The sequence below is a fragment of the Zobellella aerophila genome, assembly GCF_039539325.1.
Taxonomy (GTDB): Bacteria; Pseudomonadota; Gammaproteobacteria; order Enterobacterales; family Aeromonadaceae; genus Oceanimonas; species Oceanimonas aerophila.
In genome coordinates, this window is record NZ_BAABCX010000002.1 from 629561 (window position 1) to 651423 (window position 21863).

17 protein-coding genes and 4 tRNA genes are annotated in these 21863 nt (G+C 58.0%); 2 read left to right on the plus strand and 19 right to left on the minus strand.

The window, feature by feature from the left end; all coding sequences use genetic code 11:
* Window positions 1–317: 317 nt before the first annotated feature.
* The 15 genes from ABD806_RS10570 to ABD806_RS10640 all read right to left on the minus strand — a co-directional run bounded on the left by ABD806_RS10570 (window position 318) and on the right by ABD806_RS10640 (window position 13874).
* Entirely contained in the window at window positions 318–1448 is a 1131-nt protein-coding gene (locus ABD806_RS10570) for a sodium ion-translocating decarboxylase subunit beta (RefSeq protein ID WP_344957683.1), read from the minus strand.
* A gap of 9 nt (window positions 1449–1457) precedes the next feature.
* Window positions 1458–3257: a sodium-extruding oxaloacetate decarboxylase subunit alpha gene (gene oadA, locus ABD806_RS10575; protein WP_344957685.1), complete on the minus strand. Its 1800-nt coding sequence runs from the start codon at window positions 3255–3257 to the stop codon at window positions 1458–1460.
* A 54-nt stretch (window positions 3258–3311) separates the two neighbouring features.
* On the minus strand, window positions 3312–3566 hold the full coding sequence (locus tag ABD806_RS10580; RefSeq protein WP_344957687.1) for an OadG family protein: 255 nt from the start codon (window positions 3564–3566) through the stop codon (window positions 3312–3314).
* 318 nt (window positions 3567–3884) lie between these two features.
* Window positions 3885–3961, minus strand: a tRNA-Arg gene (locus tag ABD806_RS10585).
* 38 nt (window positions 3962–3999) lie between these two features.
* Window positions 4000–4076: transfer RNA gene (locus ABD806_RS10590), tRNA-Arg, on the minus strand.
* A 32-nt stretch (window positions 4077–4108) separates the two neighbouring features.
* A tRNA-Arg gene (locus ABD806_RS10595) sits at window positions 4109–4185 on the minus strand.
* A gap of 5 nt (window positions 4186–4190) precedes the next feature.
* Window positions 4191–4283 (minus strand) — tRNA-Ser (locus tag ABD806_RS10600).
* Window positions 4284–4417: 134 nt separating this feature from the next.
* Window positions 4418–4609 (minus strand): carbon storage regulator CsrA, encoded by a 192-nt coding sequence (csrA, locus tag ABD806_RS10605; protein ID WP_116474299.1) that lies wholly within the window; start codon window positions 4607–4609, stop codon window positions 4418–4420.
* A gap of 149 nt (window positions 4610–4758) precedes the next feature.
* The gene (gene alaS / locus ABD806_RS10610; protein ID WP_344957690.1) at window positions 4759–7383 is read right to left on the minus strand and encodes an alanine--tRNA ligase; all 2625 of its coding nucleotides are present in this window, start codon (window positions 7381–7383) and stop codon (window positions 4759–4761) included.
* Window positions 7384–7533: 150 nt separating this feature from the next.
* Window positions 7534–7986: a regulatory protein RecX gene (locus ABD806_RS10615; RefSeq protein WP_344957692.1), complete on the minus strand. Its 453-nt coding sequence runs from the start codon at window positions 7984–7986 to the stop codon at window positions 7534–7536.
* A 76-nt stretch (window positions 7987–8062) separates the two neighbouring features.
* Window positions 8063–9136, minus strand: a complete 1074-nt coding sequence (gene recA, locus ABD806_RS10620; protein ID WP_344957694.1) for a recombinase RecA — start codon at window positions 9134–9136, stop codon at window positions 8063–8065.
* Between the two features lie 82 nt (window positions 9137–9218).
* Window positions 9219–9713 carry a CinA family protein gene (locus ABD806_RS10625; protein WP_344957696.1) on the minus strand — a complete coding sequence of 165 codons (495 nt, stop codon included), beginning with the start codon at window positions 9711–9713 and terminating at the stop codon, window positions 9219–9221.
* A gap of 305 nt (window positions 9714–10018) precedes the next feature.
* The gene (locus ABD806_RS10630; RefSeq protein WP_344957698.1) at window positions 10019–10666 is read right to left on the minus strand and encodes an FMN-dependent NADH-azoreductase; all 648 of its coding nucleotides are present in this window, start codon (window positions 10664–10666) and stop codon (window positions 10019–10021) included.
* 40 nt (window positions 10667–10706) lie between these two features.
* Complete coding sequence (locus ABD806_RS10635) at window positions 10707–12737, minus strand: protein-disulfide reductase DsbD family protein (protein WP_344957700.1); 2031 nt, start codon at window positions 12735–12737, stop codon at window positions 10707–10709.
* Between the two features lie 84 nt (window positions 12738–12821).
* On the minus strand, window positions 12822–13874 hold the full coding sequence (locus ABD806_RS10640) for a TlpA family protein disulfide reductase (protein WP_344957702.1): 1053 nt from the start codon (window positions 13872–13874) through the stop codon (window positions 12822–12824).
* 344 nt (window positions 13875–14218) lie between these two features.
* Here ABD806_RS10640 and pdxR point away from each other — a divergent pair, with 344 nt between their 5' ends.
* Together pdxR and mutS are read left to right on the plus strand one after the other, a co-directional pair.
* A complete protein-coding gene (gene pdxR, locus ABD806_RS10645) occupies window positions 14219–15652 on the plus strand; it encodes a MocR-like pyridoxine biosynthesis transcription factor PdxR (protein WP_344957704.1) in 1434 nt (477 codons plus the stop codon).
* Between the two features lie 65 nt (window positions 15653–15717).
* The gene (gene mutS / locus ABD806_RS10650) at window positions 15718–18288 is read left to right on the plus strand and encodes a DNA mismatch repair protein MutS (protein WP_344957706.1); all 2571 of its coding nucleotides are present in this window, start codon (window positions 15718–15720) and stop codon (window positions 18286–18288) included.
* A 298-nt stretch (window positions 18289–18586) separates the two neighbouring features.
* Here mutS and rpoS read toward each other — a convergent pair whose 3' ends face one another.
* From rpoS to ABD806_RS10670, 4 genes are read right to left on the minus strand one after another with little or no spacing between them, the layout of a single operon-like run.
* Window positions 18587–19567: an RNA polymerase sigma factor RpoS gene (gene rpoS, locus ABD806_RS10655; RefSeq protein ID WP_344957708.1), complete on the minus strand. Its 981-nt coding sequence runs from the start codon at window positions 19565–19567 to the stop codon at window positions 18587–18589.
* A 42-nt stretch (window positions 19568–19609) separates the two neighbouring features.
* Window positions 19610–20623: a peptidoglycan DD-metalloendopeptidase family protein gene (locus tag ABD806_RS10660; RefSeq protein ID WP_344957710.1), complete on the minus strand. Its 1014-nt coding sequence runs from the start codon at window positions 20621–20623 to the stop codon at window positions 19610–19612.
* A 35-nt stretch (window positions 20624–20658) separates the two neighbouring features.
* A complete protein-coding gene (locus ABD806_RS10665) occupies window positions 20659–21240 on the minus strand; it encodes a YqaA family protein (RefSeq protein ID WP_344957712.1) in 582 nt (193 codons plus the stop codon).
* Window positions 21237–21863, minus strand: coding sequence for a protein-L-isoaspartate(D-aspartate) O-methyltransferase (locus ABD806_RS10670; protein ID WP_344957714.1), 627 nt, complete (start codon window positions 21861–21863; stop codon window positions 21237–21239). The genes ABD806_RS10665 and ABD806_RS10670 overlap by 4 nt, the downstream gene beginning before the upstream one ends.

Sequence of the window (21863 nt, forward strand, 5' to 3'; positions counted from 1 at the left end):
TACGGCGTGTCTGCGTTCGAGCCTGATTTCTGTAGCACAATTAGGAACAGTTATTTAGCACCCATGCTTCGCGTGGGAATGTAAAAACAGCCAGCGCCGATATTAACAGCTCGAACATCCGGCATCTTATCTTTAAAGGAGGGTGAAGGTATCTGCTCCGCCGACCAAGATATGCTAGGGATGGCATGTCTTGAGCGAACAGGGATGTGACAGCGAGTCGGCGGAGTAGATGCTTTTGGCCGACTAGTGCGTTGCTTATCAGGCACTGAAAATAGAAAAGGCGCCCGCAGGCGCCTTTTACCTAATCAAAGCAGTGCTTAGCCCACCAGCGCCAGCAGCACGCCGGCGGCGACCGCCGAGCCCAGCACACCGGCCACATTGGGACCCATGGCATGCATCAGCAGGAAGTTCTGGTGGTTAGCTTCCAGACCCATCTTGTTGACCACCCGGGCCGCCATGGGTACGGCAGACACACCGGCGGCACCGATCAGCGGGTTTACCTTGCCACCGGACAGCTTGCACATCAGCTTGCCCATCAGCAGGCCGCCGGCGGTACCGATGGAAAAGGCCACCGCACCCAGGCCCAGGATACCCAGGGTCTCAACGTTCAGGAACTTGTCTGCCGACAGCTTGGAGCCCACCGCCAGACCCAGGAAGATGGTGACTATGTTGATCAACTCGTTCTGGGCCGTCTTCGACAGCCGATCCACCACCCCCGATTCCTTCATCAGGTTACCCAGACAGAACATACCCACCAGCGGCGTGGCCGAGGGCAGGAACAGTATGGTCAGGGTCAGCACCGCCAGCGGGAACAATACCTTCTCCCGCTTGCTCACATGACGCAGCTGGGCCATCTGGATGGAACGCTCCTGCTCCGTGGTCAGCAGCCTCATGATCGGCGGCTGAATGATCGGCACCAACGCCATGTAGGAGTATGCCGCCACCGCGATGGCACCCAGCAGATCCGGTGCCAGCTTGGATGCCAGGAAGATGGCGGTGGGCCCGTCCGCCCCGCCGATGATGGCGATGGCCGAGGCATCCGCCAGGGTAAAGTTGAAACCCGGCAGGAAGTTCAAGGCGATGGCGCCGAACAGGGTGGCAAAAATACCCAGCTGCGCGGCCGCTCCCAACAACAGCGTCTTGGGATTGGCGATCAGGGCACCGAAGTCGGTCATGGCCCCTACCCCCATGAAGATCAGCAGCGGGAACACGCCCGAGCCGATACCCACTTCATAGACGTAATAAAGGATCCCGCCCGGCTCGGCCATGCCCGCATTGGGAATATTGGCCAGCACGCCACCGAAACCGATGGGCAGCAGCAGCAGGGGCTCAAAGCCCCTGGCAATGGCGAGATAGATAAGCAACAGGCCGACCGCGATCATCACCAGCTGCTTCCAGTGGAAGTTGGCCAGACCGGTTTCCAGCCACAGGGTTAGCAAAGAATCCATTTTTGCTCCTTAGGCCAGGCTGATCAGGGGATCGCCAACGGATACGGCATCCCCCTCCTTCACCAGCACATTCAGCACTTGGCCGGCGCGGGACGCGCGCACTTCGGTTTCCATCTTCATGGCTTCCAGGATCAGCAGCACATCACCGGCGGCCACCTGGGTGCCCTGCTTGGCCACCACCTTGAAGATATTACCGGCCAGCGGAGCCGGCACGGCCTCACCGGAGCCGGCAGGCGCCGCAGGCGCTTGCGGAGCAGCCGCGACCGGGGCGGGTGCTCCCTGTGCGTTGTGTACGGCGCTAATGCTGCCGGAAGGTCCTACCTCCACTTCGTAGACCCGACCATCGATCCTGACCGCATACACCTCCGGCCCGCCCGCCGGCTGGCTGACGGCGGTTGCCGCCGCGGCCTTGGCACTCTCTATGCTAGGCGCAGGTTCAAAGGCGCTGGCATCATCCCGATTACGGATAAATTTCAGGCCGATCTGCGGGAACAGGGCGTAGGTCAACACGTCGTCCACCACCGCATCGGCCACCCGCAGCCCTTCGGCCTTAGCAATATCGCCGAATTCAGCAGTCAGCTTGTCCAGCTCGTCGCTGAGCAGATCCGCCGGGCGGCAGGTTATAGGCTCGGCACCGGCCAGTACCCGCTGTTGCAATTCCTTGTTGACCGGGGCGGGGGCCGCGCCATATTCGCCCTTCAGGATACCGGCGGTCTCCTTGGTGATGCTCTTGTAGCGCTCACCGGTCAGCACGTTGATCACCGACTGGGTGCCTACAATCTGGGAGGTGGGGGTCACCAGGGGGATAAAGCCCAAATCTTCCCGTACCCGGGGGATTTCCTGCAGCACTTCGTCCATCTTGTCGGCGGCGCCCTGCTCCCTCAGCTGGCTTTCCATGTTGGTCAGCATGCCACCGGGTACCTGGGCCAGCAGGATACGGGAATCCACCCCTTTCAGGCTGCCTTCGAACTGGGCATATTTTTTGCGCACTTCGCGGAAATAGCTGGCGATTTCTTCCAGCTTGGTCAGGTCCAGGCCGGTATCCCGATCCGTGCCTTCGACCATGGCCACCAGAGTTTCGGTCGGCGAATGGCCATAGGTCATGCTCATGGAAGAGATGGCGGTATCCAGTATATCGATGCCGGCATCGATCGCCTTCATATGGGTAGGCAGGCTCAGACCGGTAGTGGCGTGGCAGTGCAGAGCCAGGGGCAGATCCACCTCGGCCTTGATGCTCTTGATCAGCTTCTCGGCCTCATAGGGCTTGAGCAGGCCGGACATATCCTTGATACAGATCGAGTGGCAGCCCAAGTCCTGCAGACGCTTGGCCATGTCTACCCACATCTGCAGGGTGTGCACCGGTGAGGTGGTATAGGAAATGGTGCCCTGGGCATGACCTTCAACGGCGATGGTGGCCTTGATGGCGGTTTCCAGGTTGCGCACATCGTTCATGGCATCGAAGATACGATAGACATCCATGCCGTTGGTACGGGCACGCTCGACAAATTTGTAAACCAGATCATCCGCGTAGTGGCGGTAGCCCAGCAGGTTCTGACCACGCAACAACATCTGCTGCCTGGTTTTGGGCATGGCCTTTTTCAGGGCGCGCAGGCGCTCCCAGGGATCTTCGCCCAGGTAGCGAATACAGGCATCAAAAGTCGCACCGCCCCAGGTTTCCAGTGACCAGTAGCCGATATCATCCAGCTTCTCGGCAATGGGTAACATATCTTCCAGCCGCAGGCGGGTGGCAAGCAGGGATTGGTGGGCGTCACGCAACACCACATCTGTGATGGCAAGTGGTTTAGTCATAGTTGACGAAGCTCCGTTAAGTTCCGTTTTCGGTTGTCCAGGCCTGAAACAGGCCTAGATTTTTTTATTTTTCTTATATTGCGCTATGGCGGCACTGATGGCGGCCAATTGCTGCGATGACAGCCCTTGCTGTGTCGCAATCGCAGCCGAGGCGGCAGTTGCGGGAACAGGGGCCGCCTCGGCGGCAAAGCGGGAGAGAATCTTGACCGCCAGGATCACCAGGGAAAGAAAGGCAAAAACAAACGCCATTCCCAACCCCATCAGGGAGCCGGCTTCAAGCAGTTGTGATGTAGCATCGGTCATCAGCATGCTCCTTGCTGTCTAAATATCCGGCCAAGAGCATACCCAGCTTGAGGCTGGCTTGGCAATGTTACAACTTAAAAAATGTTGTAAAGATTACAAAAAAAAAATATAAACCAGCGCGAATTACTCATATTTAATGCTGATATTTAAGAATAAACATGCAAAAAATGCATAAAATATGTTTTTTGTATACAAAAGATCACTACATGGTACTGCCGGATGGCGAGAGGCGGAAACAGGCAAGGGGACAAAAAACCGATAGCGGCGGAAACTGGCAGGAAGACAAAAACGAAAAAGCCGGCTGTCAGCCGGCTTTTTCTGATATGGCGCATCCGGGAGGATTCGAACCTCCGACCGCTCGGTTCGTAGCCGAGTACTCTATCCAGCTGAGCTACGGATGCTTCTTGAAACCTTGAATGGTCAGGGTGGTTATTTTAGATGGCGCATCCGGGAGGATTCGAACCTCCGACCGCTCGGTTCGTAGCCGAGTACTCTATCCAGCTGAGCTACGGATGCATTATCTAAATATCTAACACTGACTTGAAATATGGCGCATCCGGGAGGATTCGAACCTCCGACCGCTCGGTTCGTAGCCGAGTACTCTATCCAGCTGAGCTACGGATGCGTAAATGGCGGTGAAGGAGGGATTCGAACCCTCGATGCGGGTATAAGCCGCATACTCCCTTAGCAGGGGAGCGCCTTCAGCCTCTCGGCCACCTCACCGTGTTTGCGGGGCGTATATTACCGCCAGGCCAAAATAAGTCAAACATTTTTCCAACCTGATTTCATCGTTCGAACAGTCTTTAAACACAATGAGTTAAAAGCCAGCAACCCGAACAAAAAACGCCCCGGGATGCTTAGTAATTGCCTTCCTGGCCCGGTGCTTTCTCTGCCTGTATGCGCATATAAATTTCTTCGCGGTGCACAGAGACTTCTTTCGGCGCGTTCACGCCAATGCGTACCTGGTTACCTTTAACACCCAATACGGTTACGGTGACTTCATCACCTATCATCAGGGTTTCCCCTACTCGACGCGTCAATATCAGCATTTAGGCTGCTCCTGTTTAATCCGGTTTTTCATTATAAATGTTATTTATTATCTAATATGTGCGCTAAAAAACCTAGCATTATGCTAGGTAACAGGTGGGGGCGATATATTAAAATTCAAGGGGCCAGTCGATGACAGGCCCCTTGGTGATTATAACCGCTCTGTCAGCCAAGGGGTGACAGAGGCCAGGGCAGTGGGCAAGCGGGCCGGCTCTGTGCCGCCAGCCTGGGCCATATCGGGTCTGCCGCCGCCCTTGCCGCCCACCTGCTGGGCCACAACATTCACCAGCTCTCCGGCCTTGACCTTGTCGGTCAGATCCTTGGTGACCCCGGCTATCAGGCTGACCTTGTCGTCATTGACGGTCGCCAGCAGCACCACGCCGGACTGTAGCTTGTTCTTGAGATCATCCAGGGAACCGCGCAAAGACTTGGCATCCACTCCGTCCAGATTGGCCACCAGTACCTTGATGCCGTTGACTTCCCTCACCTGCTCCAGCAGGGAGGCGCCCGCATGGGCGGTCAACTTGGCCTTGAGCTGCTTAACTTCCTTTTCCAGCTGGCGGCTGCGCTCCAGCACCTGCTTGACCTTGGCGGAAACGGAAAACAAGTCACCTTTGACCAGACCCGCGGTCTGGGCGATTTCCTGATCCAACTGGTGCAGATAGGCCAGGGCCGCGGCACCGGTCACCGCCTCGATGCGACGGGTCCCGGCGGCGATGCCGCTCTCCGATAAGATCTTGAACAGGCCGATATCGCCGGTACGCTGCACATGGGTACCGCCACACAGTTCGGTAGAAGCGTCACCCATGGCCACCACCCGTACCTCATCTTCGTATTTCTCGCCAAACTGCGCCATGGCGCCGGTTTCCTTGGCTTCATCCAGATCCATCAGCTCGGTGGATACCGCATGGTTGGCCCGGATTTCCTGGTTCACCATATCTTCCACTTCCCGCACTTCCTGGGCACTCATGGCCTCCAAGTGGGAGAAGTCGAAACGCAACCGGTCCGGGCCGACCAGGGAGCCTTTCTGAACCACATGCTTACCTAGCAGTTTACGTAAACAGGCATGCAACAGGTGGGTCACCGAATGGTTGAGGGCGGTGGCATTACGGCGGTCGCCATCTACCTCGGCGGTGACCTCCTCACCGACTTCCAGGGTGCCCAGCTCCAGATAACCCAGGTGCAGGATGGCGTTACCTGTCTTCTGGGTGTCTTTCACCACGAACAGGCCATCATCCATCTTCAGCACCCCGGCATCCCCCACCTGGCCGCCGGACTCGGCGTAAAACGGCGTTTTCGCCAGCACCACAGCCCCTTCCTCCCCGGCGATCAGCGCCGGTACGGCCTCGCCGTCACGGAACAGGGCGGTCACCTGGGTGGCGTCGGCCAGGTGCTGGTAGCCGGTAAAATCACTGCGCCCCTCTACCTTGAGCACCTTGGTGTAATCGGCCCCGAAGTTGGAAGCTTCTTTCGCCCGCTCCCGCTGCTGATTCATCAGACTTTCAAAGCCGGCCTCATCGATGCTTAGCTCCCGATCGCGCAGCACGTCCGCCGTCAGATCGGCGGGGAAGCCATAGGTATCATACAGCTTGAATACCACTTCCCCAGGCAGCACCTTGCTGCCGCCCAGCTCGACGATGGCGTCCTCCAGCAGTTGTAGGCCCCGATCCAGGGTACGGGCAAACTGCTCTTCTTCCAGCCGCAACACTTTTTCAATCAGGCCGCGCTGGGTATTCAGTTCCGGGTAGGCATCGGACATCTGCTCGCAGAGAGCGCCGACCAGGGTATGGAAGAAGGAAGCGGTGGCCCCCAGCTTGCGGCCATGGCGCACGGCACGACGAATGATGCGACGCAGTACATAGCCACGGCCCTCATTGGACGGCATCACGCCGTCGGCGATCAGGAAAGAACAGGAACGGATATGATCCGCAATCACCCGCAGGGACTTGTTATCCAGATCACGGGTACCCACCGCCTCGGCCGCCGCCTTGATCAGTGCCTGGAACAGGTCAATCTCGTAGTTGGAATGCACGCCCTGCAGTATGGTGGCAATCCGCTCCAGCCCCATGCCGGTGTCGACCGACGGCTTGGGCAAGGGTTCCATGGTGCCGTCCGCGTGGCGGTTGAACTGCATAAACACCAAGTTCCAGATTTCGATATAGCGATCGCCGTCCTCTTCCGGGCTGCCGGGAGGCCCCCCCCAGATCTGCTCACCGTGATCGTAGAAGATTTCGGTACAGGGGCCGCAGGGGCCGGTATCACCCATGGTCCAGAAGTTGTCGGAGGCGAATCTTGCCCCCTTGTTGTCGCCGATCCGCACTATGCGCTCGGCCGGCACCCCTATTTCCTTGTTCCAGATGTCGAAGGCTTCATCATCGGTTTCATAGACGGTAATCCACAATTTGTCCTTGGGCAGCTTGACCTCACCAGTCAGAAATCCCCAGGCAAAGCGGATCGCATCCCGCTTGAAATAATCACCGAAGCTGAAGTTACCCAGCATTTCAAAGAAGGTATGGTGACGGGCGGTATAACCCACGTTTTCCAAATCATTATGTTTGCCGCCGGCCCGGACACAACGCTGGGAAGTCACCGCCCTGTTATAGGCCCGTTGCTCTATCCCCAGGAACAGATCCTTGAACTGGTTCATGCCCGCATTGGTAAACAGCAGGGTCGGATCGTTATGGGGAACCAGCGAACTGGAAGACACGACCTGATGGCCGTGATTGCGAAAATACTCGAGAAACGCGGTGCGTAACTCAGATGTGGTCATCTGCATGGACAATCCTGTTATGTTCCGGAGATCGATAGGCGTTAACCCTGATAATTTAAAAGTTATCCGGCTTAATGTAAAACGCCCCCTGAAATTGGGGGCGAATATGGCAAAGAAATTGCCCGTCAGTATCAGCTTTGGACACATTTGAAGAGGTTAGTCCCCGTCCCGGCTCATCGCATACTGAATATGTTCATGATTGAATCCCCGGCCCTGTAAATAGCGTATCCGTCTGGCGCGCTCTTTAGGCAACAGGGTGGGTTCAGGCGCAAAACGGGAAAGGTAACAGGTCTTGGCCAGTTCGAACCAGTCGACCTCCGCTTCGGCCAGCGCCTGCTCGCCCAAGGACTGGGCAACGCCCTTCTGAAACAGTTCGGCCCTGATACGCATGGGGCCATGCTTTTTCAATATCTGCTGCCGCACCAGCAGGGCGGCAAAGCGGCTGTCCCGCAGCCAATTTTGCTGTTCCAGCCGATCGAGCACCCTGGTGATCTGCGGCTCGGAGAATTGCCGCTGGCGTAGTTTGGTCAGCAACTCACGACGGCTGTGCTCACGGCGGGACAGCAGCCGCAAGGCGCTGTCCCAGGCTTGTTGCTCGTCTTCATTCATATGGGAACACGCACGCCGGGGCGGGAAATCTCCGCCTCGGCCCTCCAGGATAGGGCCGAATTAACGGCCCCCGGGATCAGAATTCGTGCTCGCTGCCGTCGGTGCCCTCAAACTCGGAAACCGCATCCGCTTCCTTGCTGCCTTCGCCTTGCACCGAACCAGGGGCCAACAGCAGCATCTGCCGCAACTGCTGCTCGATCTCGTCGGAGACAGGCTTGTGCTCCAGCAGATATTTGATCGAATTGGCCTTGCCCTGGCCGATCTTGTCGCCCTTGTAGCTGTACCAGGCGCCGGCCTTTTCGATCAGCTTGTGCTTGACACCCAACTCGATCAGTTCGCCTTCCTTGGAAATGCCGGCACCATAGAGGATCTGGAACTCGGCTTGCTTGAACGGCGGCGCCACCTTGTTCTTGACCACCTTGACCCGGGTTTCGTTACCCACCACCTCATCGCCCTCCTTGATGGAACCGATACGACGGATGTCCAGGCGCACCGAGGCGTAGAACTTGAGCGCGTTGCCGCCGGTAGTGGTTTCCGGGCTGCCGAACATCACGCCGATCTTCATGCGGATCTGGTTGATAAAGATGCACAGGCAGTTGGCGCTCTTGATATTACCGGTCAACTTGCGCAACGCCTGGGACATCAAGCGGGCCTGCAGGCCCACATGGGAGTCGCCCATCTCACCTTCAATCTCGGCGCGGGGCGTCAGTGCCGCCACCGAGTCGACGATGATCACATCGACGGCCCCGGAGCGCACCAGCATGTCGCAGATTTCCAGCGCCTGCTCACCGGTATCGGGCTGGGACACCAGCAGATCATCCACATTCACGCCCAGCTTGCCAGCGTAAACCGGATCCAGGGCATGTTCGGCATCGACGAAGGCACAGACCTTGCCCTGGCGCTGGGCCTCGGCCACCACCTGCAGGGTCAGGGTCGTCTTGCCGGAAGATTCCGGGCCATAAATTTCGACGATTCGACCGGTAGGCAGGCCACCGATGCCAAGGGCGATATCCAGCGACAGGGAGCCGGTAGAAATGGCCTCGACATTCAAGGCCTTGTTATCGCCCAGGCGCATAATGGAGCCCTTACCAAATTGTTTTTCAATCTGGCCGAGGGCGGCAGCCAAGGCTTTTTCTTTGTTCTGATCCATGCAAGTCTCCGCTGAATAAAGCGTAAAAGCGTGTAATAACCTAGTGAGTATACTGTTTATTCGTACAGTATCAAGTGCGAGTTCAATCCAACTGCTGGAGGCAGCCTTCGAGGGCCGCGGCGATCGCCTGCGACCTGATCCGAGCCCGATCACCGGCAAGGGTCAGACAACGGCTGGTGATTTTGTCTTCCGGCTGCAGATACCAGGCCAGCCAGACGGTGCCGACCGGCTTATCGGGGGTGCCGCCATCGGGCCCGGCAATACCACTGATGGCCACACTCAGTTGCGCATTGGAATGGGTGCAGGCACCTTTGGCCATGGCCATCACCACGGCTTCACTGACCGCCCCCTGCTCTGCGATAAGCCCGGCGGGCACCCCCAGCATTTCGGTCTTAGCCGCATTGGAGTAGGTGACAAAACTGCGGTCGAACCAGGCGGAACTTCCCGCTATTTCGGTAAGGGCATAAGCTACCCCACCGCCGGTGCAGGATTCTGCCGTGGTGGCCAGCAAGCCGCGGGCAAACAAGGCCCGCCCCAGAGACTGGGCCAGCTGAATAAGGTGTGTATCCCGGTGCATCATACGATCCTGAGCCAAATATCCTGTTATTATGACGACTTGCCCAGCCGGCGCAAACCCCGATGGCGGGGAGCAGACACACGGGTGCTTAAAATACCCGAAAATGAAATCATAAAGCATTGATTGTAAGTATGAAGCAAGACCTCTCCCGGTAGTGGTCGCGTGATATTGGCCACCGTTTTTATAGCTAAGCCGGAGCCGACTGCAGGGCTGGCATGAGTCAAAAAGGCATTCATAGCTAGGCGCTCCGCTCCAGGCTACCCAAGCCCTGCGGAGTTTGAACGGAAATGTATATAATCCGGCGCCTACTTTTTGTGGGCAGGCCCCCCCAATACCGCATCGATACGTGCCTTGGCCCGTTCGAGGGAACAATCAAAGCGGCCGTCGTTGCTCGCTGCATACTCAAGGGTAACCGTCTCAACCTGAGTGATGCCCATCATGTTCAGGACGGCGGCCAGGTAGGGCTCCTGGAAATTCATCTGCGAGTAACATCCACCTTTGTCATAACCGTAACCACCGCGCACCAGCATGATATAGGCTTTTTTGTTTTCCAGCAGTCCGACATAGGGGCTATGCGGCCTGTCGGGCACCAGTGTGGTGGTGAGCCCCATACGGACAACTTGGTCAATATAGGCCTTTAGCGTGCTGGGGATGGACAAGTTGTGCATCGGGCAACCAATCAAAATGGTGGTGGCGTCTTGCAACTCCTTGACCAGCTCATCGCTGAGGGCTAAGACATCCCGCTCGGCCTGGCTTCTGGCTTCGCCCGGCGTGAAGGCTGCGTTTATCCATTGCTCGGTAATATGGGGAACAGGCTGATTGCCCAGTTCCCGATACAGGATATTACCGCTCGGATGCTTGTGCCGCCATAAACGGATGAACCGCTCGGTCATTTGCCTGCTATATGACGCGCTACCCTGTGGACTGGTGTTAATAACCAGTAAGTTTTCCATATGAACTCCTCGTTGTAAGTAGGGCCATGAGCGGTGTCGCTCATGGCCGAGTCAGCTTGACGAGTGTTTCTGGTCCTAGTATCTGGGGCAACACCTGGGGCTCACTTTGTCCTGGTTCATACCAGAGATACAAGGGCACGCCGGAACGGCCATGGCGCTCCAGGAAGGCGGTAATAGCCGCATCGCCGTTGGTCCAGTCGCCACGCATCACTTGCACATTCGCGGCGGCAAAGGCCTGTTCGGTTGCGCTGCGGTCGATAGCGACCTGTTCGTTGACTTTACAGGTCATACACCAGTCGGCAGTGAAATAAAGAAACACCGGCACCTTTTTTTCCCGTAGTTCAGCCAGCCGTTCTTGGTTAAAAACGAGGTGATCCGATCGCGAGGGCGAAGCCGTTTGCTCAGCCACTTGACTCAAACCAAGACCAACGGCAAGCAGCGCGGCCCATACAGCAGGAACCCAGGCAGCCGGTTTCAGGGTGCGCTGTCGCAGGCCCGTCAGCCAGAGTCCAAGTGCCAGCAACATGGCGCAACCTACCGATGCGATAAGCGCATTGGCCGATACTTGCTGGCCGAGCACCCACAGCAGTGCCAGCGTCGTTAGAAACATCGGCACCGCCAGCACATGGCGTAGTGTTGCCATCCAAGGTCCCGGCTTTGGCATACGCCGCTGCAAGGCCGGGATGAAGCCAAGCAGCAGAAAAGGCAGCGCAATGCCCAGACCAAGGCCGGCAAATACCAGCACCGCAGCCAGTGGCGGCAGTATCAGAGCGGTACCCAGTGCCGCGGCCATAAACGGGCCGGTGCAGGGGGTGGCGACGAAGGCAGCCAGGGCTCCGGTCCAAAACGCCCCCGCGGTGCCGCTGCGATAGGTAAGCCTGGAGCCGGCATTGACTGAGCCAAGTTCAAACAGCCCGGCAAGATTGAAGGCTATGGCGCAAGTCAGCAGCAATAGCGCCAGGATCATGCGCGGATCTTGCAACTGAAAGGCCCACCCAATCTGAGCACCTCCTGCGCGCAGGGCAAGCAATAATCCGCCCAACAACACACTCACCAGCACCACACCGGCAGCATAGGCAGCCGCTTCGCGGCGAGCGGTACTGGCACTGGTGCCCGAACGAGCCAGACTCATGGCTTTGAGACTGAGGATCGGAAACACACAGGGCATGAGGTTAAGAAGCAAGCCACCGACAACCGCGCCCGCCAGCGCAATCAGCATGACCGACAAACTGGTGTCGCCAGCAACGGGAACGGCTTCAAGTTTCGCCTCCAGATCCAGGCCCAGGCCATTACCCAGCACCAGCATGGCAGCGAATGACTCCGCCGGTTGAATGCCGACCCGCGTTTCTACGATGAACTGATCGTCTCGACGTTCAAACCGCTGTGGCACGGCATCAACAATGACGTTCTTGGCCGCGGAAAACAGATGGGGGTTGTCGACCGTCACACTGGCTGGCAGTGGAACACTAAGGCGTAAGGTATCGCCAGACAGGGTAAACTGGGCCGGTGCGGCGAGCGGTCTTGGCAGCGCCTGACGCCACTGGGCAAAACGCGCCGCCAGCTCAGGATCCTGTTCACCCTTGCCGATGTGCAGCCTTGTCTGGAGGGAGGCCCGCTCGGGTACGCACGCATCGTAGCGGCAGGCAAGATACTGCATATCCAAGCGAATCGGTAGCGGTGTGCCGATTGGCAGGTCGTCTGCAATGTCCAGTTCAACCAACAGTGCGTACGGATGCCCGTAGACATGGTTCATCAGACCGTCGATCAGCAGCGTTTCCGGCAGCGGATAAGCGGGCTCACCGACGCTGACCCCTGGAGGGAGGTGCCAGGTCAATTGTGGCGGCAATCCGGCATCGCCCGGCTGCTTCCAGTACCCGTGCCATTCACCCTTCGGCTCCATGTGGATGGCCAAGGTCGTGGTGGAGCCGGCCGCGGGGGTTGTACTGGCGGCGACCAGAGAAGAGGCAATCAAAACATCCTCGGTGCCGGGTATTTCTACCGCCGCCAGTCTCGCTGTTGTTACACACAGGAAAAGACTGAGCAGCAACATCTTTAGCGGCAATAGTTTCATAAGTATCCTGGCCAGATAAGGAGTTACATGGCACCGAGCTGGTTCCTCAGCGCCAAGCCGGTACCCTCGGGCTCACTCGGCGGGTTATTGCAGGGCGTTGACCGCATCGACCAATTCTGCGTCCTGGGGGCCCAGAATATCGGCTACGCGCCCCTGGGCATCCAGCAATACGATACTGGGAATGTCGCGGATACCGAAAGCGCGAAAGAGCGAGTCATCTTCGTCAAGCGCCAGCGGCAGGCGGCTGCTGGAGCTATCTTTATAGTCCTGCAGATCCGCGGTCGATACCCACAAGCCCGATGAAATCCCCAGCCAGTCAAGGCCCCCTTGTGCTATCAACTTATCTACATCCTCGCGCACGCGCCGACAGGCTTGGGAAGTCCGAGGGCGGCTTTCTGCAAGGTATGACTCACACCAAGGAGCAAAGAAAACCAGCGCGCGTGGTTTGTGGTTGGCAGGTGCGGCGAGACTGACCCGAGTGCCATCCAGCATGGTGATCTGCAGATCGCTCACCTTGTCACCCACTTCAAACTGCGTGATTTGTGTGGTTTTGTCAGTGGCCGCTTGAGCTGCCAGGTCGTCGTCTTCTGCCACCGCATGCCGCAGCGCCGCATGCAGCTCTTCGTTATCCAGGTGACCGATATGAGCAATCCGGCCATCACGGCCAATCACAACGTGCTGAGGCGTCACCCTCAGGTTCACCCCTGTAGCCAAGCTGCCATCGTCAATCACTATGGGCATGGTTAACCCATGCTCTTTACGGTATGCATGTATAGACTCGATATCGTCGGCGAAGCCGGTATTCACCGCAATGACCTGTATCTTATCGCCGAACTTTTGCTGGATGTCCTCGAACCCTGGCATTTGTTGGCGGCAAGGCACACACCAGGTGGCCCAGAATTTCAAGTAAACCGGCTTTTTCCCATAGAGTTGCACTAGGTTAATCTTTTCGCCATCAATGGTTTCCAGCTCTGCAACCGGGCCAAGCTGACCGGCCAGTGAGGCTCCCGCGCCCTTGGCGCGGCGCTCACCTTCGGCGTCAAAGCTGCTGTCAGCGTAGGAAAACTGAGCAAAGTTCAATAAAACCAGCACTGTGGCCAGTTGTTTAACAAACGTAGCAAGGGATGGTAATCGCAAGGCAAGCTCCTTAATGCGGCTATGGCGTCGATAGTCTAATGCCTTCCAGCATACGGCCTTACAATATAATAATAAGGACCATGAACATGCATTTTCACTGTACCATTGATGCGTCCTAACTGAGCTGCTCCGGGCAGTTTGGTCAAATCCAGTGCTAAATAGCTATTCCGAATAGTAGGTCACTCAAGACAGCGACCGGGTATCGCTAAGCAGACCCTCTGCGCCAGGGATGGCGCAGCGGAGCCCTCAGGGACGAATGCATGGCGTGTCTGCATATGCTACCCGGTCGATGTAGCAATATTGGGAACAGTTATTTAGTCATCTCAGCAAACAGGCAGTGCGTTATGAATGATTTACGTATCGAGATCCATCGTGAAGCGGGGGAGTCGCTGGTTGAGCAGATAGCGGCGGCCATTGGCCTGTCGATTCGTCAGGGGCAGCTCTACGCCGGAGCACGGCTGCCTTCATGGAACGATCTGAGCGTTCAGCTTGGGGTTGCTCGCGGCACGGTTCGCGCCGCTTATGAAAGACTGATTGACGAGCAATTAATCGTATCACATGGCGCGGCGGGCACTTTTGTCGCGCAGCGCTTGCCGGTGATTCAGCAGCCCGATATCGGCGGCTTGCGCGCGCCTTTGCCAACCATTTACCAGCACCCTTTCAGCAGTATGCCGTTGGTGTTCCAGGTCGGAGTACCGGCGCAGGATGTGTTTCCGGGCAAGGTGTGGGCACGTATCGCCGCGCGCGCCGCCGGTCAGGCTGCCATGGCGGCAGTCAGCTATCCCGACCCTCGGGGGGAGCCGGCTTTACGCACCGAAATCGCGGCTTACTTATCCGTAGCGCGGGGGCTTATCTGCTCGCCGGCACAGATCATCATCACCTCCGGATATACCGGCGCCCTGGGTTTGCTCCTCCATGCGCTTGGCTTGCAGGGAAAGTCGGCCTGGGTTGAAGATCCCTGTTATCCATTGACTCGCATGGCGCTCTCCATGGCAGGGATTGAGCCTATTCCCGTCGGCGTAGACGAACAGGGTCTTAACGTTGACGAAGGTATCGCCGTTGCAGCCAAGGCGGCTTTAGCCGTCGTCACGGCAGGGCAGCAAGCACCACTAGGCATGACCTTATCGTTGGCACGGCGTCATCAACTGCTGGAGTGGGCTGCTGAAAGTGGTAGCTGGATCATCGAAGACGACTATTTAAGCGAGCTGCAGCTTGTCGGCCGAGCCGCACCGGCGTTAGCATCGCAGGACAGTTACGGTCGGGTTATCCATGTTGGCACCTTTAGCAAAACCATCAGCCCCGGCCTCCGCCTCGGCTTTGTCGTTGTACCACCGGCGCTGGCTAATCATGCTGGCGATATCGCCGCCGCCTTAGCACCCGCCACATCCATGGCCAGTCAGCTGGCGCTCGCCGAATTTATGCGTAAGGGGCATTACCTACGCCATTTGCGCAGAATGAAACGGATTTACCGCTCACGCTTGGCGGCATTACAACATGCCTTGAAGGCCCCGGCTGCGACTGAAGCCATGGCTGGATTGGCACTGCTCCTACATCTGCCGGATGGCTCTGACGACGTCGATATTGCGCAGCAGGCGCTGGCGTTCAACTTGGCCCCCATGGCTCTGTCCAGTTGGTATGCCAGTCAGGCGCAATCCCAGAGCGGATTGTTGCTAGGTATAACCAATATTCCTGATAGGGGACTGGAAGAATGCTGTGAGCACCTCAGTCGGTTGGCCGGGCTTGAGCAGGTTTCAGTGATACCTGATGACACAATATGAGACGATGCGAGAAACGCACGAAACAACAAAATTTTTATAAACATGGGCTAATGATGGTCAAGCAAGTGAAAAACAAAGAAAACACGCAAAGTCACACACCTATGATGCAGCAGTATCTTTCCCTGAAAGCCCAGCATCCCGATATCTTGCTGTTTTATCGTATGGGTGATTTTTACGAGCTGTTTTATGACGATGCCAAGAAAGCCTCCCGCCTGCTGGATATCTCCCTGACCAAGCGGGGCCAGTCTGCCGGCACCCCGATCCCCATGGCCGGCGTACCTCACCATGCGGTCGAGAACTACCTGGCCCGCCTGGTGCAACTGGGGGAGTCGGTGGCCATTTGTGAGCAGATAGGTGATCCCGCCACCAGCAAGGGACCGGTCGAACGGCAGGTGATGCGCATCGTGACCCCCGGCACCCTGTCCGATGAAGCCCTGCTCGTTGAGCGCCAGGACAACTGCCTGGCCGCCGTGTACCACGATGGTCAGCAATTCGGTTACGGCATCATCGACGTCAGTACCGGCCGCTTCGTGATCAATCAGTTTCAAGAAGAAGAGGCCCTGGCAGCCGAACTGCAACGCACCCAACCGGCCGAACTGCTATACCCGGAGGGCTTTGCCTGGTTCGGGCTGATAGAACAGCGCAAGGGCCTGCGCCGCCGGCCGGAGTGGGAATTTGATCTGGGCACGGCACGACACCTGTTGTGCCAGCAGTTCGGTACCCGGGACCTAGTCGGTTTCGGTGTGGAGCAGGCCGGCACGGCCCTGTGCGCCGCCGGCTGCCTGCTGCAATATGTGAAGGATACCCAGCGTACCGCCCTGCCCCATATCAATGCCATTCGTCTGGAGCGGGCCCAGGACATGGTGATCATGGATGCGGCCACCCGCCGCAACCTGGAGCTGACCCTGAACCTGTCCGGCACCATGGAGAACACCCTGGCGGAAGTGCTGGACAACACCGCCACCCCCATGGGCAGCCGCCTGCTCAAACGCTGGCTGCATCAACCCAGCCGCAACCTGCCGGAATTGCAGCGGCGCCAGGATCTGATCGCCATCCTGCAGGAACATAGCCGTCATGAAGATATCCAACCGCTGCTGCGCCAGATCGGCGATATGGAGCGGGTGCTGGCCCGCCTGGCCCTGCGCTCGGCCCGTCCCCGGGACCTGAGTCGGCTGCGCTCGGCCCTGCAGACCCTGCCCGAACTGCAGGGTCTGTTTGCCGAAAGTGTCCCCAGCTGCCTGGATCCCCTGGCCAGGCGTATTTCCACCTTCCCCGAACTGGCCGCCTTGCTGGAAAACGCCATCGTCGACACCCCCCCGGTGTTGATACGAGACGGCGGGGTGATCCGCGATGGTTACCATCCCGATCTGGATGAACTTCGCGAGCTGGCGGCCGGCGCCCATCGTTACCTGGAAGAGCTGGAACAAAGGGAAAAGATCGGTACCGGCATCCATACCCTGAAGGTGGCCTATAACCGGGTGCATGGCTTCTACATAGAGGTGGGGCGCGCCAGTGCCCATCTGGTGCCGCCCCACTATGTACGCCGCCAGACCCTGAAAAACAATGAACGTTACATCATTCCCGAGCTGAAAGAATACGAAGACAAAGTTCTTAACGCCCAGAGCAAGGGCCTGGCGCTGGAGAAAAAACTGTACGAAGCCCTGCTCGACCGCCTGTTGCAAGAGCTGGCGCCACTGCAACAAAGCGCCGCGGCCCTGGCCGAGTGTGATGTGTTTGCCAATCTGGCGGAGCGCGCCGAGACCCTTGGCTATTGCCGTCCAGAGCTGACCGAAGGTGAAGTGATCGAGATAGAGGAAGGACGCCATCCAGTGGTCGAGCAGGTGATGGCGGAGCCCTTTATCGCCAATCCCCTGGCGCTGTCGTCCAGCCGCAAGATGCTGGTGATAACAGGGCCGAATATGGGGGGAAAATCAACCTATATGCGACAAACGGCCCTGATCGTGCTAATGGCCTACATCGGCTCCTATGTCCCGGCGCAAAAGGCCAGGATCGGCCGGATAGACCGTATATTTACCCGTATCGGCGCCTCCGACGATCTGGCCTCCGGGCGTTCCACCTTTATGGTCGAAATGACGGAAACCGCCAATATCCTCAACAACGCCAGCCGCCACAGCCTGATCCTGATGGATGAAATCGGTCGCGGCACCAGCACCTACGATGGACTGGCCCTGGCCTGGGCCTGCGCCGACGCCCTTGCCAACCGGTTGCACGCCTATACCCTGTTTGCCACTCATTATTTTGAGCTGACCCAACTGGCCGAACTATGGCCAGCCGTGGCCAATGTCCACCTGGATGCGGTCGAGCACCAGGACACCATCGCCTTTATGCATGCGGTACAGGAAGGGGCCGCCAGCCGCTCCTACGGCTTGCAGGTGGCCGCCCTGGCGGGTGTGCCAAAAACCGTACTGAGCCTGGCCAAACAAAAGCTGAGTGAGCTGGAAGCAGGTCAGAAACCCTCCTCCGCAGCCTTGCCGCAGCAGGCTCCCGTCCAGCAACAGCTGCCGTTGGGTGCGGAAGATGGCGCCCTCCTGTTGCTCGATCAGCTGGATCCGGACAACCTGAGCCCGAAAGAAGCGCTGGATCTGCTGTACCGGTTAAAGGCGGCCAGGGCGTAAAGGGATTGGGGATTGGGGATTGGGGATTGGCAAAAGGGGATCGGGGTTTAGCAAGCCCCGATCCCCGCCGATCACAGTGGCTGAGAGCGCTGAAATAACTGATACCAATACCGCTATATTTGAGACGGCGGTCAGGATCCGATAAGCAGACCCTCCGCACCAGGGCCGGAAAATGCTCCTGCCGTTCCGGCATTTCCGCCATCCGTGGCGGTCGGTGGTGCGGCGGAGCCTCCAAGGATGGGTCTACGGCGTGTCTGTATTCGGACCTGACCTCTGTAGCACAATTACAGTCGGCTATTTAGTCATCATGAAACAGGGTATCGATAGACAGTCCCTGCTGGGTCAGAATATCCTTTAACCGGCGCAGGGCTTCAACCTGGATCTGCCGTACCCGCTCCCGGGTCAGGCCGATCTCCCGCCCCACATCCTCCAGGGTGGAGGCCTCATACCCCAGCAGGCCAAAACGACGAGCCAGCACTTCCCGCTGCTTGGGGTTCAGCTCCTCCAGCCAGTGCACCAGGCTGAGCCGCATATCGTCGTCCTGAGTCTCACTCTCAGGATCCGTATCCCGCTCGTCGGTGATCACATCCAGCAAGGCCTTATCGCCGTCACCACCGATGGGCATATCCACCGAGCTGATCTTCTCATTCAGCTTCAGCATACGGGACACGTCTTCGACCGATTTGTCGAGGGCTTCGGCGATTTCCTCCGCGGTGGGCTCATGATCGAGCCGATGGGCGAGCTCCCGGGCTGTCCTCAGGTAGACATTGAGCTCTTTCACTACATGGATGGGTAAACGTATGGTACGGGTCTGGTTCATGATGGCCCGCTCTATGGTCTGGCGGATCCACCAGGTCGCATAGGTGGAAAAACGGAAACCGCGTTCAGGATCGAATTTCTCAACCGCGCGGATCAGGCCCAGGTTGCCCTCTTCAATCAGATCCAGCAGCGCCAGTCCCCGGTTGTTATAACGACGGGAAATTTTCACCACCAGCCGCAAGTTGGATTCAATCATCCGCTTGCGCGCCGCCAGATCACCACGCAAGGCCCGGCGGGCATAGTGCACCTCTTCTTCTGCGGTAAGCAGTGGAGAAAAACCGATTTCCCCCAAATACATCTGGGTCACATCCAGGCTGCGTTGACTGGGCGCACTCAGGATCTCCTCTTCGAGGACTTCCTCCTGCTCATCGGTGATGGCCTCATCATCGTTCGCGTCCTGCTCGACATCGGCATCATAGTCCACTTCATCATTGTGAATACTTTTTTTATCATGACTCATGGCAGTTCTCCCTAAATCCGGGTACCACCTGACTCCCGGAGTCTATCGCTTCGGCAGATAACGCATCGGATCAACCGATGTTCCCTGATAGCGGATTTCGAAATGTAACCGCACATCAGTGGCGCCACTGCTTCCCATATCTGCTATGTGCTGCCCCGCCTTCACAACCTGCTTATCCTTCACTCGCAAGACATCATTGTGAGCGTAAGCCGACAGGTAATTGTCATCATGCTTGATGATAATCAGATTACCGTATCCACGTAGCGCGCTTCCTGCGTAAACTACCTTACCTTCGGCTGCGGCCGTCACCGCCTGCCCCCGTCGTCCTCGAACATCGATCCCCTTATTACCTGTCTCCGCCAGCGAAAAGCCCGAAATCACGGAACCCTCAGTTGGCCATTGCCAGGCAATAGCGGATTTGACAGTGGTGTTATTTTGTACTCTAGGACCAGCGTATTCCTTTCCTGGGGAGGGCGCAAGGGCCTGGCCCGCTTTTGTAGCGCCGCTCGTACCAGCCGGAGTGCGGGATTTTGGTGGGGCCGATACCCCCCTGCCTGACACTGGCTTCGGCGTCTCGACCACCGTTGCCTCCCCCGTCTGTCTGCTCGCGACCCGGCCCACATCGGGCGTTTTCGGCGCCTCAACCCGGGCACGATTCAGGATGAGCGGCTGCCCCACATAGATACGATAAGGCGGCACCAGGCCATTGAGGGTGGCCAGATCGGCGACCGAATTGGCATGCTGCTGGGCGATGCGGCTGAGGCTATCTCCGCTCTTGACCCGATACACCGGGCGCTTGATCCCGGGCACATCCATGCGAATCACTTGACCCGGGTGAATCCGGTAGGGGGCGCTAATGCCATTATGTCCGGCCAGGGTGGGCACGTCCGTCCCCACCAGCCAGGCGATGGAGTAGAGGGTGTCCCCCTTGGCGACGATGTAACGGTTAGGATCCTGAAATTGGCCCTGGGCGTGAGCCCCCAGGTTCACCACGGGTGCGGGTCGGGAGGGCGAGGAGGAAGTACAGGCTGTCAGCAGCAGGATCAACGACAGCATGATCCCACGGCTGACGCAAGACTTCCGCCGGCCCATCAGTGGCGAAACACCAGGTAGGCAATCACCGCCGCGGCGATACATAGCCAACCCAGCAGATCGATATACTGGATGAGCTTACGCTCCATCCTGACCCCACCCCACACCATCAAGCCGGCGACCAGGAAAAAGCGCAGACCACGCCCCACCAGGGAGATCAACACAAACGGCAGGAAGACCATGTGCAGCAAGCCGGCGGTCACGGTGAACACCTTGTAGGGGATAGGTGTAAAGCTGGCGATAAAGATCACCCAAATTCCCCAATCATTGAACCACTGCTGGGCCAGTGCCATTTTATCCTGATAGCCCATGGTGTTGATAAAGGGTTCCACCAGCGGCTCCCACAGCGCATAACCGAGCAAATAGCCCAGCACCGCGCCCAGCACCGAAAACAGGGTCGCCAAGCCCGCATAACGCCAGGCCAGCTCCGGTTTGGCCAGCGCCATGGGGGCCAGCATCACATCGACGGGCACCGGCCAGAAGATGGATTCGGCAAAACTGGTCATAGACAGATAGACGGGAGCGTGGCGGTGCACTGCCCACATCATCACCTGTCGATATAAACGAGAAAAAATCTTCACTCAAGTTCACCTTGCACCAGCGGTACAAACTTGACCGCTTCCAATTCGGTGCGCAGGAACTCATCGCCCCTGCGCTCGTACAACCATAAGGATTGCTGCAGCTGGCCAACGGGGATCACCATTCGTCCGCCATCGACCAGTTGTGTCAGCAGGGCCCGAGGCGTTTCCCGGGCGGCGGCGGTGACCAGTATGGCATCAAACGGCGCCTTGCTCGGCCAGCCCTCCCAGCCATCGCCGTGCCTGGCTGACACATTATGCAGATCCAGCCGCTGCAAGCGGCGGCGAGCCTGATAGCGCAACCCCTTGATCCGCTCTATGGTATACACATGGGACGCCAACTGAGCCAGTACCGCGGTCTGAAAGCCGGAGCCGGTACCCACTTCCAGTACCCGCTCCGGTCGGTTGACCAACAGCACTTCCGTCATCCTTGCCACTATGTAGGGCTGGGAAATGGTCTGCCCATAACCGATGGGCAAGGCGCTGTTTTCCCATGCCTTGTGAGCCATGGCTTCATCCACGAACTGTTCCCTGGGCAGGCTGGCGATAGCCTGTAATACCCGCCTGTCCTGGATACCCTGACGGGCCAGTTGGGCATAGAGTTGCTGTCCCGCTACCGTTAGCAC